This window comes from Nocardioides sp. IC4_145 (genome assembly GCF_011250565.1).
Lineage (GTDB): Bacteria > Actinomycetota > Actinomycetes > Propionibacteriales > Nocardioidaceae > Nocardioides.
In genome coordinates this window covers 1-22,443 of record NZ_JAANMS010000028.1, presented here as the reverse complement: position 1 = coordinate 22,443, position 22,443 = coordinate 1, and the positions used below count along the sequence as shown (strand labels likewise).

Below are 22,443 nucleotides of genomic sequence, written 5' to 3'. Positions count from 1 at the left end.
CCATGCGCTACGACAACCTGCTCGCCTCCGTCGGCGGCACGCCGCTCGTCGGTCTGCCCCGGCTCAGCCCGAGCCCGGACGTCCGGCTGTGGGCGAAGCTCGAGGACCGCAACCCGACCGGGTCGATCAAGGACCGCCCGGCGCTGCGGATGATCGAGCAGGCCGAGGCCGACGGCACGCTGCGTCCCGGCTGCACGATCCTCGAGCCGACCTCGGGCAACACCGGCATCTCGCTGGCGATGGCCGCCAAGCTCAAGGGCTACCGGATCGTCTGCGTGATGCCGGAGAACACCTCCGAGGAGCGTCGCCAGCTGCTGCGGATGTGGGGCGCGGAGATCGTGTCGTCGCCGGCCGCCGGCGGGTCCAACGAGGCCGTCCGCGTCGCCAAGCGGGTCGCCGACGAGCACCCGGACTGGGTGATGCTCTACCAGTACGGCAACGCCGCGAACGCCCTCGCCCACGAGGAGGGCACCGGCCCCGAGCTGCTCGCCGACCTGCCGGAGATCAGCCACTTCGTCGCGGGGCTCGGCACCACCGGCACCCTCATGGGCGTCAGCCGGTTCTTCCGGAAGGCCAAGCCGGAGGTGCGGATCGTGGCGGCCGAGCCGCGGTACGGCGAGCTGGTCTACGGGCTGCGCAACCTCGACGAGGGGTTCGTGCCGGAGCTGTACGACGCCGACCTGATCGACTCCCGCTTCTCGGTCGGTCCGCGCGACGCCGTACGCCGCGTGCGTGAGCTGCTCGAGCTCGAGGGCATCTTCGCCGGCGTCTCGACCGGCGCGATCCTGCACGCCGCGCTCGGCCAGGCCGCGAAGGCCGTCAAGGCCGGCGAGTCCGCCGACATCGCGTTCGTCGTGTGCGACGGGGGCTGGAAGTACCTCTCCACCGGCGCCTACGAGGGCACCGTCGACGAGGCCGAGGACCGGCTCGAGGGCCAGCTGTGGGCCTGACCGGACGCGCGAGCCGGGCGCTCGCCGCCCTGCTGCTCGGTCTCGCGCTGCTCGTGGCGGCGCCGGCCACGGCCACCGCCGAGCCGGTGCCGACACAATCGCCGCTGGTCAAGGGTGAGCCGGTCTTCGGCGAGCGGCTCGTCGCGGGCGCGGGCCGGTGGGACACCACCGACCTCACGTTCGGCTACCAGTGGCTGCGCGCCGCCGAGCCGGTCCCCGGCGCGACCGGCCGCACCTACGACCTGGGCCTCGACGACCTCGGCCGGCGGCTCAGCGTCGAGGTGACCGCCACCGACAGCGCCGGGGACTCGACCACCGTGCGCTCCGAGCCCACCGAGCGCGTACGCCGTGCCGCGCTGCAGGTGCGCACCGCACCGCGGGTCGCCGGGGTGGCGCGCTTCGGGCGCGCGCTCCGCGTCACGCTCGGCGACGTGCGGCCCGAGCCGCGGGTGCAGCGCGTCCGCTGGCGCGTCGCGGGGAAGCCGGTCGCGGGGGAGCGCGGTCGCACCTACCGGCTGCGCCCGGGCGACGTCGGCCGCAACGTCCGCGCCGACGTCGTTGTGACGGCGCCCGGCCACACGACCGTGCGGCTGCGCACCGGCCCGCGGCGGGCCGAGCACCGCGTCCCGGTCCGCCGGACGGTGACCTACTCCGTGCAGACGCGCGGCCGGATCACCACCAGCCTGGCGACGTTCCGCCGGCAGGCGCAGGAGACCTACGCCGACGCGCGCGGTTGGCGCGGCGGGGGTGTCCGGTTCGTGCCCGTCCACCGCGGCGGGTCGTTCACCCTGGTGCTCGCCGCCGCGAACGAGGTGCCGAGGTTCCACCCGATCTGCAGCGCCCAGTGGAGCTGCCGGGTCGGCCGCTACGTCGTCATCAACCAGGAGCGGTGGAAGCACGCCTCGCCGGCCTGGAACGCCGCCCGCGGCGCGCTGCGCGACTACCGGCACATGGTCGTCAACCACGAGACCGGCCACTGGCTGGGTCGGGGTCACGCGTCCTGCGGGGGCGCCGGCCAGCTCGCCCCGGTCATGCAGCAGCAGTCCAAGGGGCTCGGCGGCTGCCGGTTCAACCCCTGGCCGACGGTCCACGAGCTGCGCTAGACGGGCGGACCGCGTCAGCGGTCAGTCCGCAGCGACGTCCAGCGGGTCGTCGACGCCGAACTCGCTGCCCGGCACCGGGTCGAGCCCCAGCAGCCCCGTGACGACGTTGGCGAGGTCGCCGTTGCGGACCGGCTGGCTGCCGGCGTACGACGTGCGGGAGCGGCCGGGGGCCCGGCGGTCGGGGTTGAGACCGTAGAGGTCGGCGGGCGCGATGCCCGGCCCCCAGACGAGGAACGGCACCCGGAAGTCGGCGAGCCGCCCTGCGTCGTAGTGGCCGCGGCCCTTGCCGCCGTGGTCGGCGGTCAGCACGACGACCACCTCGCCCCGGAGCTCTCCGTCGGCCTCGATGGCGCGCACCAGCCTGCCGACGAGGGCGTCGGTGGTCGCCACGGCCTCGAGGTAGGGCCGGGACATGAAGCCGTGCTCGTGCCCGGCGACGTCGGGAGTGGCGAGGTGGACGAAGGTCAGCGCCCGGCCCTCGCGGCGCAGGTCGCGGCGGGCCGCCTTGACCAGCGCGAGCGGGTCCTCGTCGTAGGTCAGGTCGGTGACGCCCGCCGGCCAGGAGCGGTCGAAGAGCGTGAACTTGTCCTTGCCGGTGAACACCGACGACTCGCCCCCCGCGGCGTGGACGACGCTGAAGACAGACGCCACCCCGTGGCCGGCCGCGCGCTGGACGGTCGTGCGCGGGCGGTGGTCGTTCCAGGTGACGCCGTGGCCGCCCCTGCTCGCGTCCACGCGGCGGCCGGTGACCATGCCGGTGTGGTTGGGCAGCGTCAGGGTCAGCTCCCGCGCGGTGCGGGCGTTCCGGGTCGACGCGCCCTCGGCGAGCAGCCGGTGGAGCACCGGCGTGCGGCCGCGGCCCAGCCGGTCGAGCGCGGCCGGGTTGAGTCCGTCCACGGAGATCGCGAGCACGCGCCGGTCGTCCGGGACCTCGCGGGCACCCGCGGACGCCCGGACCGCGGTGGCCGATGCGTCCGCCGACGCGTCGCCCGGCGACGTACCGGCGGGGGTGGACGTGCAGGCGAGCGAGACCAGCGCGGTCAGCGCGGCGGCAACGAGGGGGGTACGGCGCACCCGCCCACGCTAACCCGCGTGTGACGTGGCTCGGCGCGACGTGACGCTGCTCAAGAGTCCGTGCCAATCGGGGGCGATGCGCTTACCGTTGCGTCCGTGCCGCTCGTGTCCGCTCCCGTCGCCGTCCCCGGCACCCGGGTCACCGCGGGCGGACGTCTCGGGGGAGGACGCGCGTGAGGCTCACGGTCATCGGCTGCTCCGGGTCCTACCCGGGGCCCACGTCGCCGGCCAGCTGCTACCTGCTCGAGGCCGAGCACGACGACGGCACCGGCTCCCGCACCTGGCGGGTGCTCGTGGACCTCGGCAGCGGCGCGCTCGGCCCGCTGCACAGCGTCGCCGACCCGCTCGCGATCGACGCGGTGCTGCTCAGCCACCTGCACGCCGACCACTGCCTCGACCTGTGCGGCTACCACGTGCTGCGGCGCTACCACCCCGACGGTCCGCAGCGCCGGATCCCGGTGCACGGCCCCGAGGGCACCGCCGACCGGATGGCCCGCGCCTACGACCTGCCGCTGGACCCCGGCATGCGCGAGGAGTTCGACTTCGTGGTCTGGGACGGGCCGGTCCGGATCGGGCCGTTCGCCGTCGACCCCGTCCCGGTCGCCCACCCGGTGCCGGCCTTCGGGCTGCGGATCGAGGCCGACGGCGCCGTCCTCGCCTACAGCGGCGACACCGGCCCGTGCGACGGTCTCGACCGGCTGGCCGCCGACGCCGACCTGTTCCTCGCCGAGGCGTCCTTCGAGGAGGGCCAGGACAACCCCGAGGACCTCCACCTCACCGGCGCCGACTGCGGCAGCACCGCCACGCGCGCCCGCGTCCGCCGGCTCGTCCTCACCCACGTCCCGCCCTGGCACGACCCCGCCGTCGTGCTGGCCGAGGCCACCGCGGTGTACGACGGCCCCGTCGAGCTCGCCCGCCCCGGCGCCGTTTACGACCTCGGCTCCTGACGTCGGGCCGGCGCGAGAGCACCTGCGCCGACCGGGTCCGGGGCAGGTCGGCGGTCTTCGCTAGCCCAGACCGGCGTCGTGGACGCAGATCGCGATCTGCACGCGGTTGGTGACGACGAGCTTCTCGAACAGCCGGGACACGTGCGCCTTGACGGTCGGCACGGACAGGTGCAGCTCGCGGGCGATCTCGGCGTTGCTGAGGCCGCGTCCGACGGCGAGCGCCACCTCGCGCTCGCGGTCGGTCAGCGACGAGAGCCGGCGCTCCGCGCGCGCCGCCCGGTCGTCCGCCGGCTCGGCGTGGTCGGCGCGCAGCCGGTCGATGAGGGTCCGGGTGACCGAGGGCGAGAGCATCGGCTCGCCCTCGGCGACCTTGCGCAGCGCCTCGACGATCCGCGCCGGGGGAGTGTCCTTGAGCAGGAACCCGTCCGCACCCGCGGCCAACGCCTGCACCACGTGCTCGTCGGCGTCGAACGTCGTCAGCACGATTACCCGCGGCGGCTCGGGGAGCCGGTGCAGCCGCCGGGTCGCCTCGAGCCCGTCGAGCACCGGCATCCGGATGTCCATGAGCACGACGTCGGGGCGCAGCCGCTCGACGAGCGCCACGCCCTCCTGGCCGTCACCGGCCTCGCCGACCACCTGGAGGTCGACCTGCCCGCCGAGCATCAGCGACAGCGCCGACCGGACGATCGGGTCGTCGTCGACGACCAGCACCCGCACGGGAGCAGGAGCGACACCCGTGGTCATGCCGTCCACGGCAACCACCCGTGCAGCACGAACGCACCGCCGTCGCGCCGGTGCTCGAGCCGGCCACCGCGCAGCGCGGCCCGCTCCGACAGGCCGACCAGCCCGAGGCCGGCGCCGGGGGTGACGGAGACCCCGAAGCCGAGCGGGTTGCACAGCGTCACGTCGACACCCTCCTCCGGTGACCCGGCCAGCTCGATGGTGAGCAGCGCCCCCGGCGCGTGCTTGCGGGCGTTGGTGATCCCTTCCTGGACGATGCGGTAGACGGTGCGGCCGACGACGTCCGGCACGGGCCCGGCGCTGTCGTCCACCCGGTCGACGTGCTCGACGTGGAGCCCCGCCTCCCGCGCCTCGGCCACCAGCCGCGGGACGTCGTCGTACGTCGGCTGGGGCGCGTGCACCACCTCGCCGGTGTCCTCGTCGCGGAGCACGCCGAGCACCCCGCGCAGGTCGGTGAGCGCCTCGTGGGCCTTGGCCTGGATGACCGCGGCGCTGGCCCGCATCTGCTCGGCGGTGAGGTCCTCGCGGAAGCCGAGCGCGCCGGCGTGCAGCGAGATCTGGGAGATCCGGTGCGCGAGGACGTCGTGCATCTCGCGGGCGATCCGCGCCCGCTCGGTGGCCCGGGCCCGGTCGGCGCGCAGCTCCTGCTCGGCCTCGGCGCGCTCGGCCCGGACCCGCAGGGTCCACAGCAGCTCGCGGCGCGACCCGACGTACATGCCCCACCCGATGCACGCCGCCAGCACCACCACGTTCAGCGTGGTGAGCAGCCACAGCGGGTCGCTGCCGCGGTCGTCCTGGGTGACCGTGAAGACCTGGGCGCCGGCGAAGCCGACGACGAAGACCGCGACCAGCTCGGGCCACCGGCGGCGGGTCGCCACCGAGACCGCCGCCAGCGTGGCCGGCCCTGCGGCGACGCCGGAGATGGCCCCGAATGCGCTGAGCAGCAGCGCGACGGCGAGCGGCCAGCGCCGGCGCTGGGTGACGAGGAGGTACGACAGCACGCCCAGGCCCACGTCGAGCCGGCCCAGCCACGGCGACTCCCGCAGCTGCTCCTCGGCGACCGGGAGCCACACGACCGCGCTCAGCCCCAGCATCGCCAGCAGCCGCCACGTCCGCCCCCAGGGCGTCAGCGGCGGCGCGACGTCGTCCTGGGTCGGCCGGTCCACGCCCGACAGGCTAGGGCCGCCCGCCGACGTACCCCCAGCCTGCGCCGGTCGGCGCCGACCCCTACTTAGGTCACCCCGGCACCGCCGCGCGTCCGGTGCGCGGAGCGGCTCGCGTCGGGCAGGGTGGGGGCATGATCAAGGTCGACCGACTGACCAGGACGTACGGCGGGTTCACCGCCGTCGACGACGTGAGCTTCACCTGCCAACCCGGCCGCGTGACGGGCTTCCTCGGGCCGAACGGCGCCGGGAAGACCACCACGATGCGGATCATGGTGGGTCTGACCCCGGCGACGCGGGGGACCGCGACGATCGGGGGGCTGGACTACCACGACATCCCGAACCCGGGCCGGCACGTGGGCGTGCTCCTCGACGCCGGCGCCCAGCACGCCGGCCGCACCGGCCGCGAGATCCTCACCCTCGGCGCGAAGACGATGGGCCTGCCCATGTCGCGCGTCGACGAGATGCTGGCGCTGGTGTCGCTGACCGACGCCGAGGCCAAGCGCCGGATGCGCAACTACTCCCTCGGCATGAAGCAGCGCCTCGGCATCGCCCACGCGCTGCTCGGCGACCCGTCGGTGCTGATCCTCGACGAGCCCGCCAACGGCCTCGACCCGGCCGGCATCCGCTGGATGCGCGACCTGCTGAAGGGCTACGCCAACCGCGGCGGCACCGTCCTGCTCTCCAGCCACCTGCTCAACGAGGTCGAGCTGGTCGCCGACGAGATGATCCTCATCGGACGCGGCAAGATCGTCGCGCAGGGCGACAAGGCGTCGCTGCTGGCGCAGTCGGGCCCCGCGGCGTCGCTGGTCACCTCCCTCGACAACGAGCGCCTGGCCGGCGCCCTCCGGGCCAAGGGGTACGCCGCCGCGCCGGCCGGTTCCGGGCTGCGCGTCGACGCGGAGCCCGCCGAGGTCGGCCGTGCCGCGCTCGAGGCCGGCGTCGTGCTGACCGACCTGCGCAGCGGCGCCCGCGGGCTCGAGGACCTCTTCCTCGAGCTCACCGCCGGCACCCAGCGCGAGGGCCACCCCGAGGCCGCGACCCAGCTCCAGGAAGGAGCCCAGGCATGAGCACCACCACCCCCTCGTCCGCCTCCGGACCCTCGATGACCCTCGACGTCTCCGGCACGCCGAAGGTGCCGTTCACGCGCCTGGTCGGGGTCGAGCTGCGCAAGATCTACGACACCCGCGCCGGTCGCTGGCTGCTCGGCGCGATCGTGCTGATCACCGCGGCGATCATGACGATCTTCTTCTTCGCCACCGACGCACCCGACCGCACCTTCGGCAACTTCATCGGCATCTCGGCCACCCCGCAGGGCTTCCTGCTGCCGGTGCTCGGCGTCCTGCTCGTCACCAGCGAGTGGAGCCAGCGCACGGCGATGGTGACCTTCGCACTGGAGCCCTCGCGCGGCAAGGTGATCGCCGCGAAGACCATCGCCGCGCTCCTCTTCGGCATCGCGGCGTTCGTCGCCGCGCTCGCGGTCGCCGCGCTGTGCACCCTGCTCGGTGGCGCCGAGGGCGGCTTCGACGGCATCGAGGGCACGCTGTTCGGCCTGTTCCTGGCCCTGCAGCTGTTCACGATCCTCCAGGGCGTGGCCTACGGCCTGCTCCTGCTCAACACCCCGGCCGCGATCGTCACGCTGTTCGTCGCCCCGATCGCCTCGACCATCGTGTTCAACCTGGTCTCGGCGCTGCGCGACCTCGCGCCGTGGCTCGACCTCAGCACGGCCCAGGCCCCGCTCTTCGAGAGCTTCGGGGGCGCCGGGCTGACCGGCGAGCAGTACGCCCAGCTCGGCACCACCACGCTGATCTGGATCGTCATCCCGTTCGTGCTCGGTTGGCTGCGCGTGCTGCGGGCCGAGGTCAAGTAGCACCCGGCCGCCCGGGGCCCGCCCCGGATCCTCGACGTCGGCCCGGCCCTCTAGCGTGGTCCCCATGACACGCGAAGACGGCCGGGCCGACGACGAGCTGCGCCCGATCAGGATCACCCGCGGGTGGCTGGACCACGCCGCCGGCTCGGTGCTGGTGGAGTTCGGGAAGACCCGGGTGCTGTGCGCCGCGTCGGCCTCGGAGGGCGTGCCGCGCTGGCGCAAGGGCTCAGGCCTGGGCTGGGTGACCGCGGAGTACGCCATGCTCCCCGCCGCCACCAACACCCGCTCGGACCGCGAGTCGGTCAAGGGCCGCATCGGCGGCCGCACCCACGAGATCAGCCGGCTCATCGGCCGCTCGCTGCGGGCCGTCATCGACTACCGGGCGCTCGGCGAGAACACCATCGTCCTCGACTGCGACGTCCTCCAGGCCGACGGCGGCACGCGCACCGCCGCGATCACGGGTGCGTACGTCGCCCTCGCCGACGCCGTCGCCAGCCTCAAGGCCTCCGGGGCGCTCGCCGCCTCCGCCCAGCCGCTCACCGGCTCGGTCGCCGCGGTCAGCGTCGGCATCATCGACGGCGTCCCGCGCCTCGACCTGCCCTACGTCGAGGACGTCCGCGCCGAGACCGACATGAACGTGGTCATGACCGGCGACGGCAAGTTCGTCGAGGTGCAGGGCACCGCCGAGGGAGCCGCCTTCGACCGGTCCGAGCTCGACGCCCTGCTCGGCCTGGCCGAGAAGGGCTGCGCCGACCTCACCCGGATGCAGCAGGAGGCGCTCCGCGTTGATTGAGACTGTCGCCACCAAAGTGTTCCTCGCCTCGCGCAACGCCAAGAAGCTCGCCGAGATGGAGCGGATCCTGCGCGAGCACGCCCCTGACATCGAGGTGGTCGGCCTCGACGACGTCACGTCGTACGACGAGCCGGTCGAGGACCAGCCGACCTTCGAGGGCAACGCGCTGCTCAAGGCCCGCGCGGGCGCAGCGGCCACCGGGCTGCCCGCGCTGGCCGACGACTCGGGCCTCTGCGTCGACGCGCTCAACGGCATGCCCGGCGTGCTGTCCGCGCGGTGGTCGGGCAAGCCGAAGGACGACGCCCGCAACAACCGGCTGCTGCTCGAGCAGCTCGAGGACGTCCCCGACGAGCGGCGTACCGCCCACTTCGCCTGCGCGATCGCCTTCGTCCACCCCGACGGCACCGAGCTGGTCGTGCACGGCCGGATGGACGGGCACGTCATCCGCGAGCAGCGGGGGAGCGGCGGCTTCGGGTACGACGTCCTCTTCGTCGCCGACGAGCACGCCGCCTCCGGGCTGACCTCCGCCGAGCTCGACCCGGCCGCCAAGGACGCCGTCTCCCACCGCGGCCGCGCCCTGCGCGAGATCGCCCCGCTCGTCGCCCGCGCCCTGGGCAGGTGAGCGCTGTCCGCCCGACTGCCGCGCCGTCCACGCAGGTAACGCGCCGTCCGACCGTCTACCGCGCTGTCCGTGCAGCTACCGCGCCGTTCGAACGGCGCGGTAGCTGTCCGGACAGCGCGTTACAAGCAGCTCGCCGGTCGCCCGCCGCTCAGCCCACCGGCGTGGACCGCGCGGACGCGGTGTCGCGGGCGAGGTACCGGGTCAGCAGTAGCCCCCACAGCGCGGCGAAGATGAACATGAAGACCGAGTAGACGGCGGCCGGCACCGACATCCGCGTGCTGTCGAGGACCTCGACCGCGACGAAGATCGCCAGCGTGCCGTTGTGCACGCCGATCTCCATCGAGGAGGCGATCGCCTCGCTCTCGCGGATCCCGGCCGCGCGGGGCACGACGTACCCGACGACCAGCGAGACCGCGCAGAAGAGGGCGGCCGCCAGTCCGACGTCCGCGATGTAGTCGCCGACGTCCTCGCGCTGGTCGAGCAGGATCCCCAGCACCAGCACGCCCAGGATGACCGCCGAACCGATCCGCACCGGCTTGTCCATGCGCGCCGCGAACCCCGCGGCCCGCTGCCGGATGAGCATGCCGATCGCCACCGGCACCAGCACGACCGCGAAGACCTCGACCACCTTGGTGAACTGCAGGGAAACCTCGTCCTCCAGCCCGTAGTGGCTGATCGCGAGGTTGGTGATCACCGGCAGGGTGACGATCGCGACGATCGAGTTGATCGCCGTCAGCGTGACGTTGAGGGCGACGTCGCCGCGAAACAGGTGGCTGTAGAGGTTGGCGCTCGTGCCGCCCGGCGAGGCCGCGAGCAGCAACATGCCGATGGCGAGCAGGGGGGACAGGTCGAGCACCTTGACCAGCCCGAAGCAGAACAGCGGCAGCAGCACCAGCTGGCAGGCGAGCGCCACGGCGACCGCCTTGGGGTGCCGCGCGACCCGACGGAAGTCGTCGGGCACGAGCGACAGCCCGAGGCCGAGCATGATGATGCCCAGGGCGATGGGCAGACCGACGGTAGTCAGGGCGGAGTCCATGGGCGGACTCTAGTGACCGCCATCACAGCACGGGCGCAGAACCGCTCAGTCGTCCTTCTTCTTGGTCTGCGCCGCGAACGCCTTCGTCGTCAGCCGGTCGGGCAGGTGGGTCGCGATCTCGGCCATGGCGCGGTTCTTCATCGAGCCCGCGACCACGTGCGGCTTGCCCGCGAACAGCGCGTCGAGCCCGTCGCGCGCCACGTCGTCCGGGTCGTCCTTGGGGCCCTGGCCCAACGGGGTGTCGAGCAGGTCGGCGCGGCGGAAGAACTCGGTGTCGGTCGGGCCGGGCATCAACGACGTGACGGTGACGCCGGTGTCCTGCAGCTCGTGACGGATGCCCTCGGCGAAGGAGTGCACGAACGCCTTGGACGCGGCGTACGTCGCCTGGAACGGGCTCGGCGCCACCGCGGCGATCGACGCCGTCACCAGGATCCGGCCCGAGCCGCGCCGCACCATGTCGTCGACGGCGAGCTTGGCCAGGTGCACGGTCGAGCGGACGTTGAGGTCGACCAGCCCGAGGTGGCGGTCGAGGTGGGTGTCGGCGAAGGTCCCGCCGACCCCCACGCCCGCGTTGAGCACCGCCACGTCGACGGGCCGGCCGGTGCCGGCCGCCTCGCGCCACAGGTGCTCGACCTCCTCGGGACGGGTCAGGTCGACCTGGACGGCACGGACGTCGGTGCCGTGCGCGGTCTTCACCTCGGCCGCGGCGACGTGGATCTGCGGCTCCTCGGCCGCCATCACCACGTCGTACCCGCGCCCGGCCAGCTCGCGCGCGACCGACAGGCCGATCCCCGTCGACGCACCGGTCACCAGCGCGAGCCCTGCCTGCTTCGTGGAGTCCATGGCGGTCGGGTACCCCGCGGTCGCTCGTCCGAGACCGGGCCGCAGCCGGACCGGACCTGGGTCCAGGCGCCCCGGACTGGGTACGGTCGCGCCCGTGCCGTCCCGTCCCGTCGCCCGACGTCCGTCCCCGCGCCAAACGGCCGTCGCAGCGGTCGCCACCGCCCTGCTCCTGGGCGCGAGCGCCTGCGGTGACGCCGACGATGACGGACCCCGGGGAGCAGGTGGAGGCACGGGTGGGGGCACGGGCGGGAGCGAGGTGACCGCCGCCGACGTCGCCCGGGCGCTCGAGACGTTGCCGGTCGTGACGGGACTCTCGCCGTTGCGCCGCTCCGACGTCACGAGCCTGCCGGGCGCCCCGACCGACTTCGTCCAGGGCTGGGTCGTGCGCGACCGGCGCCAGCGGTGCGCGCAGCCCGGCATCGAGTGCGGCGCACTCGTCGAGGCGTGGGGGTCGGCGGAGTCCGCAGCCCGGCGCTCGGACGAGGTGCGGACGCTGCAGCTGGGGACGGCGGGCCTCGGTACGGAGACGCACCTGCTGGCGGGTCCGGTGCTCGTCCGGCTCGACGGCGCGGTGACGCGCAGGCAGGTGGCGTCGTACCGCACCGCCCTCGAGGACGCCGGTGTCGCCGTGACCGATCCCGAGCCGTTGGGCTGAGCCGGCGGGTCGCCGCCGCAGCCGCTCGCGTGCCGAAGGGGGGACTCGAACCCCCACGCCCGAAGGCACAGGTACCTAAAACCTGCGTGTCTGCCAGTTCCACCACTCCGGCGAGCGGCGCCAGTCTAGGGAGCCGCCCGCCGGTGGTCGGGGCCCTGGTCACGCGAGCGCGAGGTCCTTGCGGAGCTTGGCGACGTGGCCGGTGGCCTTGACGTTGTACTGCGCCACCTCGACGGTGCCGTCCTCGCCGACGACGACGGTCGAGCGGATGACGCCCTGGACGACCTTGCCGTAGAGCTTCTTCTCGCCGAACGCGCCCCAGGCGGTCATCACCGCCTTGTCGGCGTCGGAAAGCAGCCGGATGGTCAGCCCCTCCTTCTCGCGGAACTTCGCGAGCTTCTCCGGCTTGTCGGGGGAGATGCCGAGCACCTCGTAGCCGGCCGCCTGCAGCGAGTCGAGGGAGTCGCTGAAGTCGCAGGCCTGCTTGGTGCAGCCCGGGGTCATCGCGGAGGGGTAGAAGTAGACGATCACCTTCTGCCCGCGCAGGTCCGAGAGGGTCACCTGCTGACCGGTGTCGTCCGGCAGGGTGAAGTCCGGTGCGGCGTCACCGGGGGACAGGCGGGGCGTCTCGGCCACGAAGTTCTCCTTCTTGCGAACGATGTGCAACAACATAGGCTGGGCGGGGTCCGCCGGCGCCGTCGACGGTACCGACGACCTCCGACAGCCGAGGAGCCGCACCATGCACGTGCCCGACGGGTTCCTGGACGCACCGACGTCCGTCGCGACCGGGGTGGTCGCCGCGGCCGCGGTCGGCGTCGCGCTCCGCAGGGCGCGCACCGAGCTGGACGACCGCACCGCCCCGATGGCGGGGCTCGTGGCGGCGTTCGTGTTCGCGGCGCAGATGATCAACTTCCCGGTCGGCGCCGGCACCAGCGGCCACCTGCTGGGCGGAGCGCTGGCCGCCGTCCTGGTCGGCCCCTGGACCGGCCTGCTGTGCGTGTCGGTGGTGCTGGTCGTCCAGGCGCTGTTCATGGCCGACGGCGGCATCACCGCGCTCGGCACCAACGTCGTGCTGATCGGCGTGGTCACCGCGCTGGCCGGGTACGTCGTCTTCCGCGCGCTCCAGGCCGTGCTGCCGCGCCGCCTCGGCACCGTCGCGCCGACCGCGGCGGTCGCGGCGTTCGTGTCGGTCCCGGCCGCGGCGGCGGTATTCAGCCTGCTCTTCGCGATCGGCGGCACCGCCCCGGTCGACGCCGGGAAGGTGCTCACCGCGATGCTCGGCTGGCACGTCCTCATCGGCATCGGCGAGGCGGTCGTCACCGGGCTGGTCGTGGGCGCCGTGGTCGCCGTGCGGCCCGACCTCGTCCGGGGTGCGCGGCCGCTGGTGGCCGCCCGCGAGCTCGAGATCCGGACGGTGGCGGCATGAGCACCGACGCCAGCAGCGGCAACACGACCGACGACCAGACCCAGCAGCCGGTCCGCCGCCGGGTCAGCACCCGCGCCCTCCTCGTCACCGGCCTGGTCGTCGCGCTCCTCGTTGCCGGCATCGCCAGCTACTACGCGAGCTCCCACCCCGACGGCCTCGAGCACGTCGCGGGGGAGACCGGCTTCCTCGACACCGCCGAGGACTCACCGACCGCCGACAGCCCCTTCGCGGACTACGCCACGAAGGGTGTGGACGACGAGCGGCTCAGCGTCGGCATCGCCGGCGTGCTCGGGACGCTCGTCGTGCTCGTCCTGGCCGGCGGGCTCGCGCTCGCCCTGCGTCGGCGCGGGCCCACCGAGCAGGACACCCCGGACGAGCGCGCCTCCGCAGCCGAGCGGGCCTGAGTGGGCGCCGCCCACGGCCACCGTCTGCACCACCACGGCCACAGCGCCGTCCACCGCGCGCCGGCTCACGTGAAGATCCTGGTGCTGGTCGGCTTCGTCCTGCTCGTCGTCGCCACGCCCCGCGACTGGTACGCCGTGTTCGCGGCCTACGCCGCCGTCGTGGTCGGCACCGTGCTGGTCGCGCGGGTGCCGCTCGGCTGGGTGCTGCGGCGGATGGTCGTCGAGGTGCCGTTCCTCGTCTTCGCGGCCCTCGTGCCGTTCGTCGCCGAGGGTCCCCGCACCGAGGTCCTCGGCCTCACCGTCTCCGAGCCCGGCCTGGTCGCCGCCTGGGGCCTGGCCGTCAAGGGCACCCTGGGCGTGATGGCTTCCCTGACGCTCGCCGCGACCACGGAGCCGACCGACGTGCTGGTCGGCCTGCGGCGGCTGCGCATGCCGCCGCTGCTGGTCGAGATCATGTCGTTCATGCTGCGCTACCTCGACGTGGTCACCGCCGACCTCGGCCGGACGCTGACCGCCATGCGCTCGCGCGGCTGCGAGCCGCGCTCGCCCCGGCACTGGCCCGCGCTGGCCCGCTCGCTGGGCGCGCTCTTCATCCGCAGCTACGAGCGGGGCGAGCGGGTCCACCTCGCGATGCTGTCCCGCGGCTACACGGGCACGCTGCCGACGGCGACCGGTGGGGACGGGCACCGATGAGTGTCCCCGTCCTCGACGTCCGCGGCCTGGCCTACGCCTACCCCGACGGCCACCAGGCGCTCTTCGGCGTCGACCTCCACGTCCACCGCGGGGAGCGGGTGGCGCTGCTCGGTCCGAACGGCGCCGGCAAGACCACGCTCGTGCTGCACCTCAACGGCATCCTCACCGCCGGCGCCGGGAGCGTCACGGTAAGCGGGCTGCCGGTGGAGAAGAAGCACCTCCAGGAGGTCCGCCGCCGCGTCGGCATCGTCTTCCAGGACCCCGACGACCAGCTCTTCATGGGCACGGTCCGCCAAGACGTCGCCTTCGGCCCCGCCAACCTGGGCGTCCGCGGCGCCGAGCTCGACCGTCGGGTCATGGCCGCGCTCGAGCAGGTCGGCATGGCCGAGCACGTCGACCGCCCGCCGCACCACCTGTCCTTCGGCCAGCGCCGCCGCGTCGCGGTCGCCACCGTGCTCGCGATGGAGCCGGAGGTGCTGGTGCTCGACGAGCCGTCCTCCAACCTCGACCCGGCGTCCCGTCGCGAGCTCGCCGACATCCTGCGCGCGCTGGACGTGACGGTGCTGATGGTCACCCACGACCTGCCCTACGCCCTCGAGCTCTGCCCCCGCGCGGTCGTGCTCTCCGGGGGCACGGTCGTGGCCGACGGGTCGACGTACGACGTCCTCACCGACGACGCGCTCATGCGCGCGCACCGCCTCGAGCTGCCCTTCGGCTTCGACCCCCGCACGCTCGGGCCGGGAGTGGGCACCGGGCAGGGGACCGCACCGCGCCGCACGCCGGAGACCGGGGGATCGGTAGCATCACCCGGCACGCACACGAACCCAGGAGACCTCACGTGAGCAAGGGCAACGACACCTCCTCCCTCGAGCGCGAGATCGAGGAGACCCGCGAGCGCCTGGCGACCACCATCGACCAGCTCCTGTACCGCTCGAGCCCGAAGACGATCGTCGGCCGCGAGGTCGCGACCATCAAGGCGCACTACGTCGACGCGGCCGGCAACCCCCGCACCGACAACATCCTCAAGACCGTCGGCGCGGTCGTGGGCGCCGTCGCCCTGATCGTCGTGGTCCGGAAGGTCACCGGCTGATCGTGGCCGCCTCCGACAAGACCCCGATCAAGATGCTGCACGACCGCATCCTGTGCGAGGTCGACGCGGACGCCGGTGAACGGCGCTCCTCCGGCGGGATCGTCATCCCCGCCACCGCCGCGATGGGCGCCACCCGGCTGTCGTGGTCGAAGGTCGTCGCCGTCGGGCCGCACGCCCGGGCCGTCGAGGTCGGCGACCGCGTGCTCTTCGAGGCCGGGGACAAGGCCGAGGTCGAGGTGCACGGGGAGCTGTACGTCGTCATGCGCGAGCGCGACGTCCACGCGGTCGCCGCCGAGCGCCTCGCCGACGAGGCGACCGGGCTCTACCTCTGACCCGCCTGACGTAACCCCGCAGGTCAGCCGCCGTTGAGCGGGCGTGCTCAGACGCCTGATCTGCTCGCTCGCCGCGGCCGCCCTGGTGCCGGCCGGCCTCGCGGTGTCCGTCCCCTCGACCGCCTCCGGCGCGCCGGAGGCTGGTCCCGCGTCCGCCGCCCCGGCGGGCGTCGGGAAGCCGTCGCGCTACCGCGCGACGATCGAGTGGACCAAGCACGGCATCCCGCACATCACCGCCGACGACTTCGGCTCGCTCGGCTTCGGCAGCGGGTACGCCGCCGCGGGCGCGTCGCTGTGCACGCTGGCCGACACCCTGGTCACCGGCCGCGGCGAGCGGTCGCTCTGGTTCGGCCCGCAGGGGCGCTACAACGACCAGGTCACCCTCGACGCCAGCAACCTCCAGGTCGACACCGTCGTCGGCGACCTGCGCAACCGCCGCGTCGTCGAGAAGCTGCTGCGCGACCCGGTCGCCGGCCCTGGCAAGCAGGCCAGGGCGATGGTCCGGGGCTACACCGCCGGCCTCAACACCTACCTGCGCGAGCGGGGCCGCGCCGGGGTCACCGACCCGGCCTGCAAGGGAGCGGGCTACCTCGAGCCCGACGTCACCCCGCTCGACCTCTGGTACGGCGTGTACCTCGCCAACCTGCTCGCCTCCACCGGCGTGTTCATCCCGCAGATCGCCGACGCCGCGCCGCCGACGCTCACCGACCCCGGCCTGCCCCAGCTGCCGCTGCGGGCCGCCGACGTCGACAAGGACGCGCTGCTCAAGGGCTTCGGCCGTGGCCCCGACGCCCCGTTCGGCTCGAACGCGACCGCGGCGGGCGGCCGCGCCACGAGCACCGGCAAGGGGATGCTGCTCGGCAACCCGCACTTCCCGTGGAAGGGGCGCTACAAGTTCACCCAGCAGCACCAGACGATCCCGGGCCGCTACGACGTCGCCGGCGCCTCGCTGATCGGCTCGCCCGCGATCAACATCGGCTGGAACAAGGACGTCGCGTGGAGCCACACCGTCTCCACGGCGTACCGCTTCACGCCCTACGAGTACCGCCTCCTGGGCCCCACGTCGTACCTCACCGAGAGCGGGCCGAAGCAGCTCCAGCGCCGCGAGGTGCGGGTCAGGGTCCGCCAGGGCGGCACGGTCCGCACCGTCACCGAGGACGTGTGGCGCACCGCCCAGGGCTACGTCATCGACGACCCCGCCCAGCTGATGCCGTGGAGCCCGCTGAGCGTCTGGGCGATCCGCGACGCCAACGGCGAGCACCTGCGCACCCTCGACACGTTCCTCAACATGGGCAAGGCCCGCAACGTCCGCGACCTGCTGCGCCGCCAGGACCGCGGCGGCGGCATGCCGTGGGTCAACACGACGGCGGCTGACCGCACGGGCGACGTGCTGTACGCCGACCACTCGGTCGTCCCGCACGTCACCAACGCCATGGAGCAGCGCTGCCTCACCGTGGTCGGCCGGATCATCGACACCGTCGCCGGCCTGCCCGGGCTCGACGGCACCCGCGCGGAGAGCGACTGCGCGTGGGGCACGGACGCCGACGCCCAGCGGCCCGGCATCCTCGGCCCGCGGAACCTGCCGTCGGTCGTGCGCCGCGACTGGGTGATGAACGCCAACGACTCCTACTGGCTGCCCAACCCGGCCTCGCGCCTCGAGGGCTTCCCGAGCATCATCGGCTGCGAGCGGTGCGAGCGGACCATGCGCACCCGGGTCGTCGCCGACTACGTCGCCCGTCGGCTCGCCAAGGGCCGCAAGGAGACGCCGGCCAGCTTCCGCGGTCACCAGCACGAGAACCGGGTGATGGCCGCCGAGGTGATGCGTGCCGACGGTGCCCTCGACCGCGTCTGCTCGCTGACGGGGGAGACCGAGGCGTGCGCGGCGCTGCGGACGTGGGACGGCCGCTCGGACCGCGACTCCCGCGGCGTCCACCTCTTCGAGGCCTTCGTGGAGCGGCTGCCCGCGCTGCCGCTGGACCTGGTCGACACGGTCTGGACGGTGCCGTTCAGCGCCGCCGACCCGCTCAACACCCCGCGCGGCCTCAACTGGGCCAACCCCGGCGTCGTGCAGGCGATGGCCGACGCCATCGCCGCGGTGCGGAAGGCCGGCGTTCCCTTCGACGCGCGGTGGGGCTCGCTCCAGGTCGCCGGCGACCGCGGCGCCCCCGCCATCGGCCTGGGCGGCGGCGACGGCGACGACCTCGGCAACGCCAACGTGCTCTCCTCGCGCAACGTGACCCAGGCGGGGCGGTACAAGCCGATCACCTACGGCTCCTCGCACATCCAGGCGATCAGCTACCTGCCGGGCGGCCGCCTCGACGCGCGCACGATCCTCACCTACGGCCAGTCCGAGGACCCCACCTCCCCGTGGTCCTCCGACCAGACCCGCCTCTTCGCCCAGGAGAAGTGGGTCCGCTTCCGTTGGACCGACGCCCAGGTCCGGCGCGACCTTGTCCGGCGGAAGGTCGTCTCGGGCGGCTGAGAGGTGGGGTGCGCGTACCACCAAGAGGTGGTACGCGCACCCTTCTGGGCCGATGCATCGGCCCAGAAGGAGGTGCAGAGGCCCAGAAGGAGGTGCAGAGGCCCGGAAGATCGGGCTCCCGCCTGGCGAACCTGCCGGTAACAAAGGTGACGGGGACCACTAGGTTGACACTCGTCAACTCCGCCCGGTCGTGACTCCGGGCGGTTCCTCGGGAGGGAAGTCCATGCCGTCTGCACCTGCCACCATCCGCAGCCCACGCGTACGCCGCCTGCGCGCCGCGCTCGCCAGCACCGCCGTCCTCGCCGCCACCGCCGCGGGCACCCTGACCGTCGCCGGCCCGGCCCCGGCCGCGTCGGCACCCGCCGCGTCCGCCGCGGCAGGCACCCGCGCCGTGGTCGACGTCGACGCGGAGGAGCCGCTGGACTACGTGGCGCTCGGGGACTCCTACAGCGCCGGCCCGCTCGTCCCGCTGCTGCGGCTGGACCCGCTGGGCTGCATCCGCTCGACCGCGAACTACCCGGCGTACCTCGCTCGCCACCTCGGCGCCGCGTCGTACCTCGACGTGACGTGCTCCGGCGCCGAGACCGCCGACCTGACCACCCGTCGGCAGGAGACGATCATCCCCGGCCCGGCGCCGGCGCCGCAGGTCGACGTGCTGACCGACGAGACCGACCTGGTCACGATCGGCATCGGGGGCAACGACTACGGACTGTTCGGCTCGATGATCGAGGTGTGCGGCGAGGTCGCCGCGCTCGCCCCGAACGGTGCGCCCTGCCGCCGCCACTTCACCAACGCCAAGGGCGTGGACACCAAGGTCCGCGACGCGGACCGCATCCGCAAGGACGTGGAGAAGGTGCTGCGCACGGTCGCGCGCCGGGCGCCCACCGCGGCGCTCGTGGTCGTCGGCTACCCGCGCCTGCTCCCGGCGAAGGGCGCTTGCTCCGCGGTCGGTTTCGCCAAGGGCGACTACGCCTGGGGCAACAAGGTGGAGCGTCGGCTCAACCGCTCGCTGCGGCTCGCCGCGGCGAGCAACGGCGCGACGTACGTCGACCTCTACCCGGCCTCCCGCGGCCACGACGCGTGCGCCGGCGGCCAGGCCTGGATCAACGGCAAGACCCTCAACCCGCTGCGGGCGGCGAACTTCCACCCGTTCGGCCGCGGCATGCGGGCGATGGCGCAGGAGGTGTACCGCCAGCTGACGGACGGCCGGACCGCGAGCCGCCGGGCCACCCCGCTGCGCGCGGACGACGCCGTCACCCGCCCCCTCACGCCGCAGCGTCGCGCCGAGGTCGTCGACGCCTGGCGTCGCTGGTCCGCGGCCCACGACTGAGGCCGGGGCACGGACCCACCGCCCGTCGGCGCCCGTCCCCTCGGAGCGGCTGACGCTCAGAGGGGCCGGGCGAGGACGACCACGTTGTTCTCGAAGTACGAGCCGTTCCAGTCCGAGCAGGTCACGAGCACCAGCCGGCCCCGGCCGTGGTCCTGGCCGAAGAGCGCCTCGGCGCGCTCGGCGAGCGTGGCCCGGCTCATGACCTGCACGGCGGTCACGCGGTAGCGGACCGTGCCCTTGCGGCTCACCACGAGCACGCGCTGACCACGCTCCAAGGACGGCACCCGGGCGAGCGCCCCGCCGCCGGTGTGCACGGTGTGGCCGGTGACCACGGTCTGCCCACGGCGCGCGCCGGCGCGGGCGCTGACGTCCCACCAGCCGACCTGGTCGGGGTCGGCCGGCGGCTGGAGCACGCGGCCGGGCCGCATGCCGATGGGCACGACGGGCGCGACCATGTCGAGCGCGGGGATCTTCAGCCGGATCGGCTGCGCGGGCGCCGGCGCGACGTACGACCGCGCCGCGGACTCGCCCTCCGGCAGCACCGCGCCGGTGACGGTGAGCCCGAGGGCGAGCACCAGCACCCCGGCCCAGACGCCGTGGGCGATCGCGGCGACCCGGCGGCGTACCGCCTCCCGGCGCGCGCCCGGCCCGGGCTCGGTGTCGTCGGCGCTGGTCACGGTCGGCTCGGTCGGTCCGGGCGGCTCAGGAGCGGAGCGTACGACGCGTGGCGGCGACGCCGGCGCCCAGCGCGGCCACGAGCAGCGCGACCAGCCCGCCGGTGCCCAGCGCGGAGCCGTCGCTGCCGGCCGGCACCGAGGTCGGCACCTGCGGCTCCTCCGGCTGCGGGGCCGGGGTGTTCGGCTCGTCCGGCTCGTCGGGCTGGACGCGCCCGTTCGGACCACAGCTGCTGTGGCCGATCTCGACGTTCAGCAGCTCGACGCCGAAGCTGGCGGCGGCGGGCAGCAGCCGCAGGTCCAGCGCGGTGACGTCGATCCGGTCGCGCCCGCGCTCCTGCTTGTTGAGCGTGACGTCGAGGACGTTGTCCTCCAGCGGCGCGAGCTGCTCGCCGACCGTGCCGAGCGCGGAGGTGAGCACCTCGGCCTGGTCGATGACCTGGGCGAGCGGGCCGAGGGCGCCGTCGATGGCCTCGGTGAACTGCGTGCGCAGCGCCTGAAGGAGGAGGTCGACGACCTCGCCGAGGTCGGTGACGAGCTTGGTGTTCGGGGCGGGGTCGGCCGGCAGGTCGACGAGGTCGACCTCCTGGCCGGCGAGGCGGAGCGAGGCGCCCGCACCGGCGAGCGTGGTGCCGCCGCTGACCTCGCCCGGGCGGGCGACGCAGAAGCTCTGGATCGCGCCGAGGTCGAGGACGATCGCGGCGTCGGCGGCGGTGAGCACCTGCTCGAGCGCCGTCTGGAGGCCGGCGAGCAGCGGGTCGAGGACCGGCGCGAGGGCGTCCTGGAGCTGCTGGTCGAACCCAGCGAGGAAGTCGGACCGGATGATCTGGAGGTTCGAGAGGTCGAGGTTCCCGGCGTTCAGCTCGAGGTTCTCGCCCGGGCGCAGGCAGCTGCCCTCGTCGACCTCGAGCAGCACCGCGCCGTCGCCAGCCAGGCCGGAGCAGGCCGCGGACGCGCCTCGGCCGTCCTCGACCTGGGTGCGCGCCTTCTGCGCCAACGTGCCGGCTTGGATGAAGTCCTGGCCCGTCAGTACCGAGATCGCGGGGCTGTCGCTACCCGTCGTGCGCTGCCGCTTGCTGTCGTTGGTGACCCGGTAGGTCCCGGAGTCGGCGGGCGTGCCCCCGATCGTGAGTCGCAGGGCGGTGGCGCTGGCTTGCGCGACCGGGTCCTCGGCGGCCAGCGCGGGTGCGCCGGTCAGCAGCACGAGCGAGCTGGCGGTGGTCGCGGCGGCGATCCGCGCGGCGGTACGACGTGTGATCACGGTGTGTGGCTCCCTCGCCGCGCGCCCACCCGGGTCGCGGCCCCGATATCGACAGTGGTCCAGTCCTCCAACGGCCGCACGTCGGCGGGGTTACGGGTCCGCCCTCGTGCCGACGTCCCCGGGCACGGCACGAGGGCCGGTCCTCCCCCCGGGGAACCGGCCCTCGTGGCTCGTGGGCCACCTCGCGGTGGCAGTCAACGGACGGTCAGCGGACCCGGACGGTGAACGCCTTCGTGGTCGCGCCGGTCGTCGCCTCCGAGCCGGGGAGCACCAGGCGGTAGCGGTAGGTGCCCTTCTTCCTCTCGCGCGGGAAGACGACCGTGGTCGTGCGGCTGCCCGGCGTGATGGTCCTGACGGTGCTCCAGCTGCGGCCCGCCTGGTAGCGCTGCAGGGCGAGGGTCTCGAGACCCGGCTGCTGGACGGTGACGCGGGCGGCCGGAGCGGTGGCGCCCTTGCGGACGGTCATCGCGCTGGCGCGCCAGCCCTCGATGTCGCTGACGGCGAGCGGCACGTCGTAGGTCTCCGGGTCGCCGTCGTCGTTGATCCGGCAGGTCAGCGGCGCCTTGGCCGGCTCCTGGTGGAACTTCTCGCCGTAGTGGTAGTTGCTGCCGCCGACCTGGGTCCAGACGACGGCGTACTCACCGACGCCGGCCGGCCAGTTCTTGTGCTGGCTGTAGACGAACTCCTGGTTCCCCGCCCAGGTGGCCTCGTTGTTGTGGTAGTTCAGCGTCACCTCGCCGGCGGTGTCGGTCCACACGCGGACGTTGACGTCGTTCGACTGCCCGTCGGGGATGTTCGACGGGTAGGGGACGAAGAGGCCGTAGCAGGACGGGTCGGCGTAGCGCCAGTTCCAGTCGAAGTTGCCGTGCGGGTCGACGGCCGGGTCGTTCTCGGTGTCCTCGACGACGACCGGGTCGGGCACGACGACGGGGTCGGGGCCGGTCGTCGTCGAGG

The 22,443-nt window shown here is 73.9% G+C and carries 25 protein-coding genes and 1 tRNA gene; 16 read left to right on the top strand and 10 right to left on the bottom strand.

Annotation, left to right across the window (positions count from 1 at the left end):
- The first annotated feature begins 2 nt into the window (after positions 1-2).
- A complete protein-coding gene (locus tag G6553_RS12750; protein ID WP_166193319.1) occupies positions 3-950 on the top strand; it encodes a pyridoxal-phosphate dependent enzyme in 948 nt (315 codons plus the stop codon).
- Positions 941-2,053: a DUF3152 domain-containing protein gene (locus G6553_RS12745; RefSeq protein WP_166193316.1), complete on the top strand. Its 1,113-nt coding sequence runs from the start codon at positions 941-943 to the stop codon at positions 2,051-2,053. Before G6553_RS12750 ends, G6553_RS12745 begins: the two co-directional genes overlap by 10 nt.
- 21 nt (positions 2,054-2,074) lie before the next feature.
- On the opposite strand, the gene G6553_RS12740 is transcribed toward G6553_RS12745, so the two are convergent.
- On the bottom strand, positions 2,075-3,127 hold the full coding sequence (locus G6553_RS12740) for an alkaline phosphatase family protein (protein ID WP_166193313.1): 1,053 nt from the start codon (positions 3,125-3,127) through the stop codon (positions 2,075-2,077).
- A 173-nt stretch (positions 3,128-3,300) separates the two neighbouring features.
- On the opposite strand from G6553_RS12740, the gene G6553_RS12735 reads away from it, so the two are divergent.
- The gene (locus G6553_RS12735) at positions 3,301-4,074 is read left to right on the top strand and encodes an MBL fold metallo-hydrolase (protein WP_166193310.1); all 774 of its coding nucleotides are present in this window, start codon (positions 3,301-3,303) and stop codon (positions 4,072-4,074) included.
- Positions 4,075-4,134: 60 nt separating this feature from the next.
- Here G6553_RS12735 and G6553_RS12730 read toward each other — a convergent pair whose 3' ends face one another.
- The gene (locus G6553_RS12730; protein ID WP_166193307.1) at positions 4,135-4,818 is read right to left on the bottom strand and encodes a response regulator transcription factor; all 684 of its coding nucleotides are present in this window, start codon (positions 4,816-4,818) and stop codon (positions 4,135-4,137) included.
- Positions 4,815-5,981, bottom strand: coding sequence for a histidine kinase (locus tag G6553_RS21775; RefSeq protein ID WP_166193304.1), 1,167 nt, complete (start codon positions 5,979-5,981; stop codon positions 4,815-4,817). The genes G6553_RS12730 and G6553_RS21775 overlap by 4 nt, the downstream gene beginning before the upstream one ends.
- Positions 5,982-6,112: 131 nt before the next feature.
- Here G6553_RS21775 and G6553_RS12720 point away from each other — a divergent pair, with 131 nt between their 5' ends.
- From G6553_RS12720 to rdgB, 4 genes are all read left to right on the top strand, one after another.
- On the top strand, positions 6,113-7,048 hold the full coding sequence (locus G6553_RS12720; RefSeq protein ID WP_166193301.1) for an ATP-binding cassette domain-containing protein: 936 nt from the start codon (positions 6,113-6,115) through the stop codon (positions 7,046-7,048).
- On the top strand, positions 7,045-7,848 hold the full coding sequence (locus G6553_RS12715; protein ID WP_166193298.1) for an ABC transporter permease: 804 nt from the start codon (positions 7,045-7,047) through the stop codon (positions 7,846-7,848). Before G6553_RS12720 ends, G6553_RS12715 begins: the two co-directional genes overlap by 4 nt.
- 64 nt (positions 7,849-7,912) lie before the next feature.
- Positions 7,913-8,641 (top strand): ribonuclease PH, encoded by a 729-nt coding sequence (gene rph, locus G6553_RS12710; protein WP_166193295.1) that lies wholly within the window; start codon positions 7,913-7,915, stop codon positions 8,639-8,641.
- A complete protein-coding gene (gene rdgB / locus G6553_RS12705; RefSeq protein WP_278249582.1) occupies positions 8,634-9,263 on the top strand; it encodes an RdgB/HAM1 family non-canonical purine NTP pyrophosphatase in 630 nt (209 codons plus the stop codon). The genes rph and rdgB overlap by 8 nt, the downstream gene beginning before the upstream one ends.
- Before the next feature lie 148 nt (positions 9,264-9,411).
- Here the strand turns inward: rdgB and G6553_RS12700 are convergent, their stop codons facing one another.
- Together G6553_RS12700 and G6553_RS12695 are read right to left on the bottom strand one after the other, a co-directional pair.
- A complete protein-coding gene (locus G6553_RS12700) occupies positions 9,412-10,299 on the bottom strand; it encodes a bile acid:sodium symporter family protein (RefSeq protein WP_166193292.1) in 888 nt (295 codons plus the stop codon).
- Positions 10,300-10,344: 45 nt separating this feature from the next.
- Positions 10,345-11,142: an SDR family NAD(P)-dependent oxidoreductase gene (locus tag G6553_RS12695; protein WP_166193289.1), complete on the bottom strand. Its 798-nt coding sequence runs from the start codon at positions 11,140-11,142 to the stop codon at positions 10,345-10,347.
- 256 nt (positions 11,143-11,398) lie between these two features.
- Between G6553_RS12695 and G6553_RS12690 the strand changes: the two genes are divergently transcribed.
- Positions 11,399-11,797, top strand: a complete 399-nt coding sequence (locus G6553_RS12690) for a hypothetical protein (RefSeq protein ID WP_166193287.1) — start codon at positions 11,399-11,401, stop codon at positions 11,795-11,797.
- A 30-nt stretch (positions 11,798-11,827) separates the two neighbouring features.
- On the opposite strand, the gene G6553_RS12685 is transcribed toward G6553_RS12690, so the two are convergent.
- Both G6553_RS12685 and bcp read right to left on the bottom strand, forming a co-directional pair.
- Positions 11,828-11,909: transfer RNA gene (locus G6553_RS12685), tRNA-Leu, on the bottom strand.
- 47 nt (positions 11,910-11,956) lie between these two features.
- On the bottom strand, positions 11,957-12,433 hold the full coding sequence (bcp, locus tag G6553_RS12680) for a thioredoxin-dependent thiol peroxidase (protein WP_166193442.1): 477 nt from the start codon (positions 12,431-12,433) through the stop codon (positions 11,957-11,959).
- Positions 12,434-12,536: 103 nt separating this feature from the next.
- Between bcp and G6553_RS12675 the strand changes: the two genes are divergently transcribed.
- From G6553_RS12675 to G6553_RS12640, 8 genes are all read left to right on the top strand, one after another.
- Positions 12,537-13,223 (top strand): energy-coupling factor ABC transporter permease, encoded by a 687-nt coding sequence (locus G6553_RS12675; RefSeq protein ID WP_166193284.1) that lies wholly within the window; start codon positions 12,537-12,539, stop codon positions 13,221-13,223.
- On the top strand, positions 13,220-13,627 hold the full coding sequence (locus G6553_RS12670) for a PDGLE domain-containing protein (protein WP_166193281.1): 408 nt from the start codon (positions 13,220-13,222) through the stop codon (positions 13,625-13,627). Before G6553_RS12675 ends, G6553_RS12670 begins: the two co-directional genes overlap by 4 nt.
- Complete coding sequence (gene cbiQ, locus G6553_RS12665; RefSeq protein ID WP_166193278.1) at positions 13,628-14,320, top strand: cobalt ECF transporter T component CbiQ; 693 nt, start codon at positions 13,628-13,630, stop codon at positions 14,318-14,320.
- Positions 14,317-15,162, top strand: a complete 846-nt coding sequence (locus G6553_RS12660) for an ABC transporter ATP-binding protein (RefSeq protein WP_242680390.1) — start codon at positions 14,317-14,319, stop codon at positions 15,160-15,162. The genes cbiQ and G6553_RS12660 overlap by 4 nt, the downstream gene beginning before the upstream one ends.
- Entirely contained in the window at positions 15,159-15,410 is a 252-nt protein-coding gene (locus tag G6553_RS12655) for a DUF3618 domain-containing protein (RefSeq protein WP_166193275.1), read from the top strand. The genes G6553_RS12660 and G6553_RS12655 overlap by 4 nt, the downstream gene beginning before the upstream one ends.
- A 32-nt stretch (positions 15,411-15,442) precedes the next feature.
- Positions 15,443-15,742: a co-chaperone GroES gene (locus G6553_RS12650; RefSeq protein ID WP_166193439.1), complete on the top strand. Its 300-nt coding sequence runs from the start codon at positions 15,443-15,445 to the stop codon at positions 15,740-15,742.
- Between the two features lie 43 nt (positions 15,743-15,785).
- Positions 15,786-18,224 (top strand): penicillin acylase family protein, encoded by a 2,439-nt coding sequence (locus G6553_RS12645; RefSeq protein ID WP_166193272.1) that lies wholly within the window; start codon positions 15,786-15,788, stop codon positions 18,222-18,224.
- Between the two features lie 223 nt (positions 18,225-18,447).
- Positions 18,448-19,554, top strand: a complete 1,107-nt coding sequence (locus tag G6553_RS12640) for an SGNH/GDSL hydrolase family protein (protein ID WP_166193269.1) — start codon at positions 18,448-18,450, stop codon at positions 19,552-19,554.
- Positions 19,555-19,610: 56 nt separating this feature from the next.
- Here the strand turns inward: G6553_RS12640 and G6553_RS21230 are convergent, their stop codons facing one another.
- From G6553_RS21230 to G6553_RS12625, 3 genes are all read right to left on the bottom strand, one after another.
- Positions 19,611-20,231 carry a class F sortase gene (locus G6553_RS21230; protein ID WP_166193266.1) on the bottom strand — a complete coding sequence of 207 codons (621 nt, stop codon included), beginning with the start codon at positions 20,229-20,231 and terminating at the stop codon, positions 19,611-19,613.
- 25 nt (positions 20,232-20,256) lie between these two features.
- Entirely contained in the window at positions 20,257-21,489 is a 1,233-nt protein-coding gene (locus G6553_RS12630; protein ID WP_166193263.1) for a hypothetical protein, read from the bottom strand.
- Between the two features lie 205 nt (positions 21,490-21,694).
- A partial coding sequence (locus G6553_RS12625; RefSeq protein ID WP_166193260.1) for a hypothetical protein occupies positions 21,695-22,443 on the bottom strand: 749 nt, incomplete at its 5' end.

Bases quoted from the DNA above. Each gene is read 5' to 3' on its own strand.
- G6553_RS12750 (WP_166193319.1), top strand. From the start codon at position 3: ATGCGCTACGACAACCTGCTCGCCTCCGTCGGCGGCACGCCGCTCGTC.
- G6553_RS12730 (WP_166193307.1), bottom strand. From the start codon at position 4,818: ATGACCACGGGTGTCGCTCCTGCTCCCGTGCGGGTGCTGGTCGTCGAC.
- G6553_RS12720 (WP_166193301.1), top strand. From the start codon at position 6,113: ATGATCAAGGTCGACCGACTGACCAGGACGTACGGCGGGTTCACCGCC.
- G6553_RS12715 (WP_166193298.1), top strand. From the start codon at position 7,045: ATGAGCACCACCACCCCCTCGTCCGCCTCCGGACCCTCGATGACCCTC.
- rph (WP_166193295.1), top strand. From the start codon at position 7,913: ATGACACGCGAAGACGGCCGGGCCGACGACGAGCTGCGCCCGATCAGG.
- G6553_RS12700 (WP_166193292.1), bottom strand. From the start codon at position 10,299: ATGGACTCCGCCCTGACTACCGTCGGTCTGCCCATCGCCCTGGGCATC.
- G6553_RS12695 (WP_166193289.1), bottom strand. From the start codon at position 11,142: ATGGACTCCACGAAGCAGGCAGGGCTCGCGCTGGTGACCGGTGCGTCG.
- G6553_RS12675 (WP_166193284.1), top strand. From the start codon at position 12,537: ATGCACGTGCCCGACGGGTTCCTGGACGCACCGACGTCCGTCGCGACC.
- G6553_RS12670 (WP_166193281.1), top strand. From the start codon at position 13,220: ATGAGCACCGACGCCAGCAGCGGCAACACGACCGACGACCAGACCCAG.
- G6553_RS12660 (WP_242680390.1), top strand. From the start codon at position 14,317: ATGAGTGTCCCCGTCCTCGACGTCCGCGGCCTGGCCTACGCCTACCCC.
- G6553_RS12650 (WP_166193439.1), top strand. From the start codon at position 15,443: ATGCTGCACGACCGCATCCTGTGCGAGGTCGACGCGGACGCCGGTGAA.
- G6553_RS12640 (WP_166193269.1), top strand. From the start codon at position 18,448: ATGCCGTCTGCACCTGCCACCATCCGCAGCCCACGCGTACGCCGCCTG.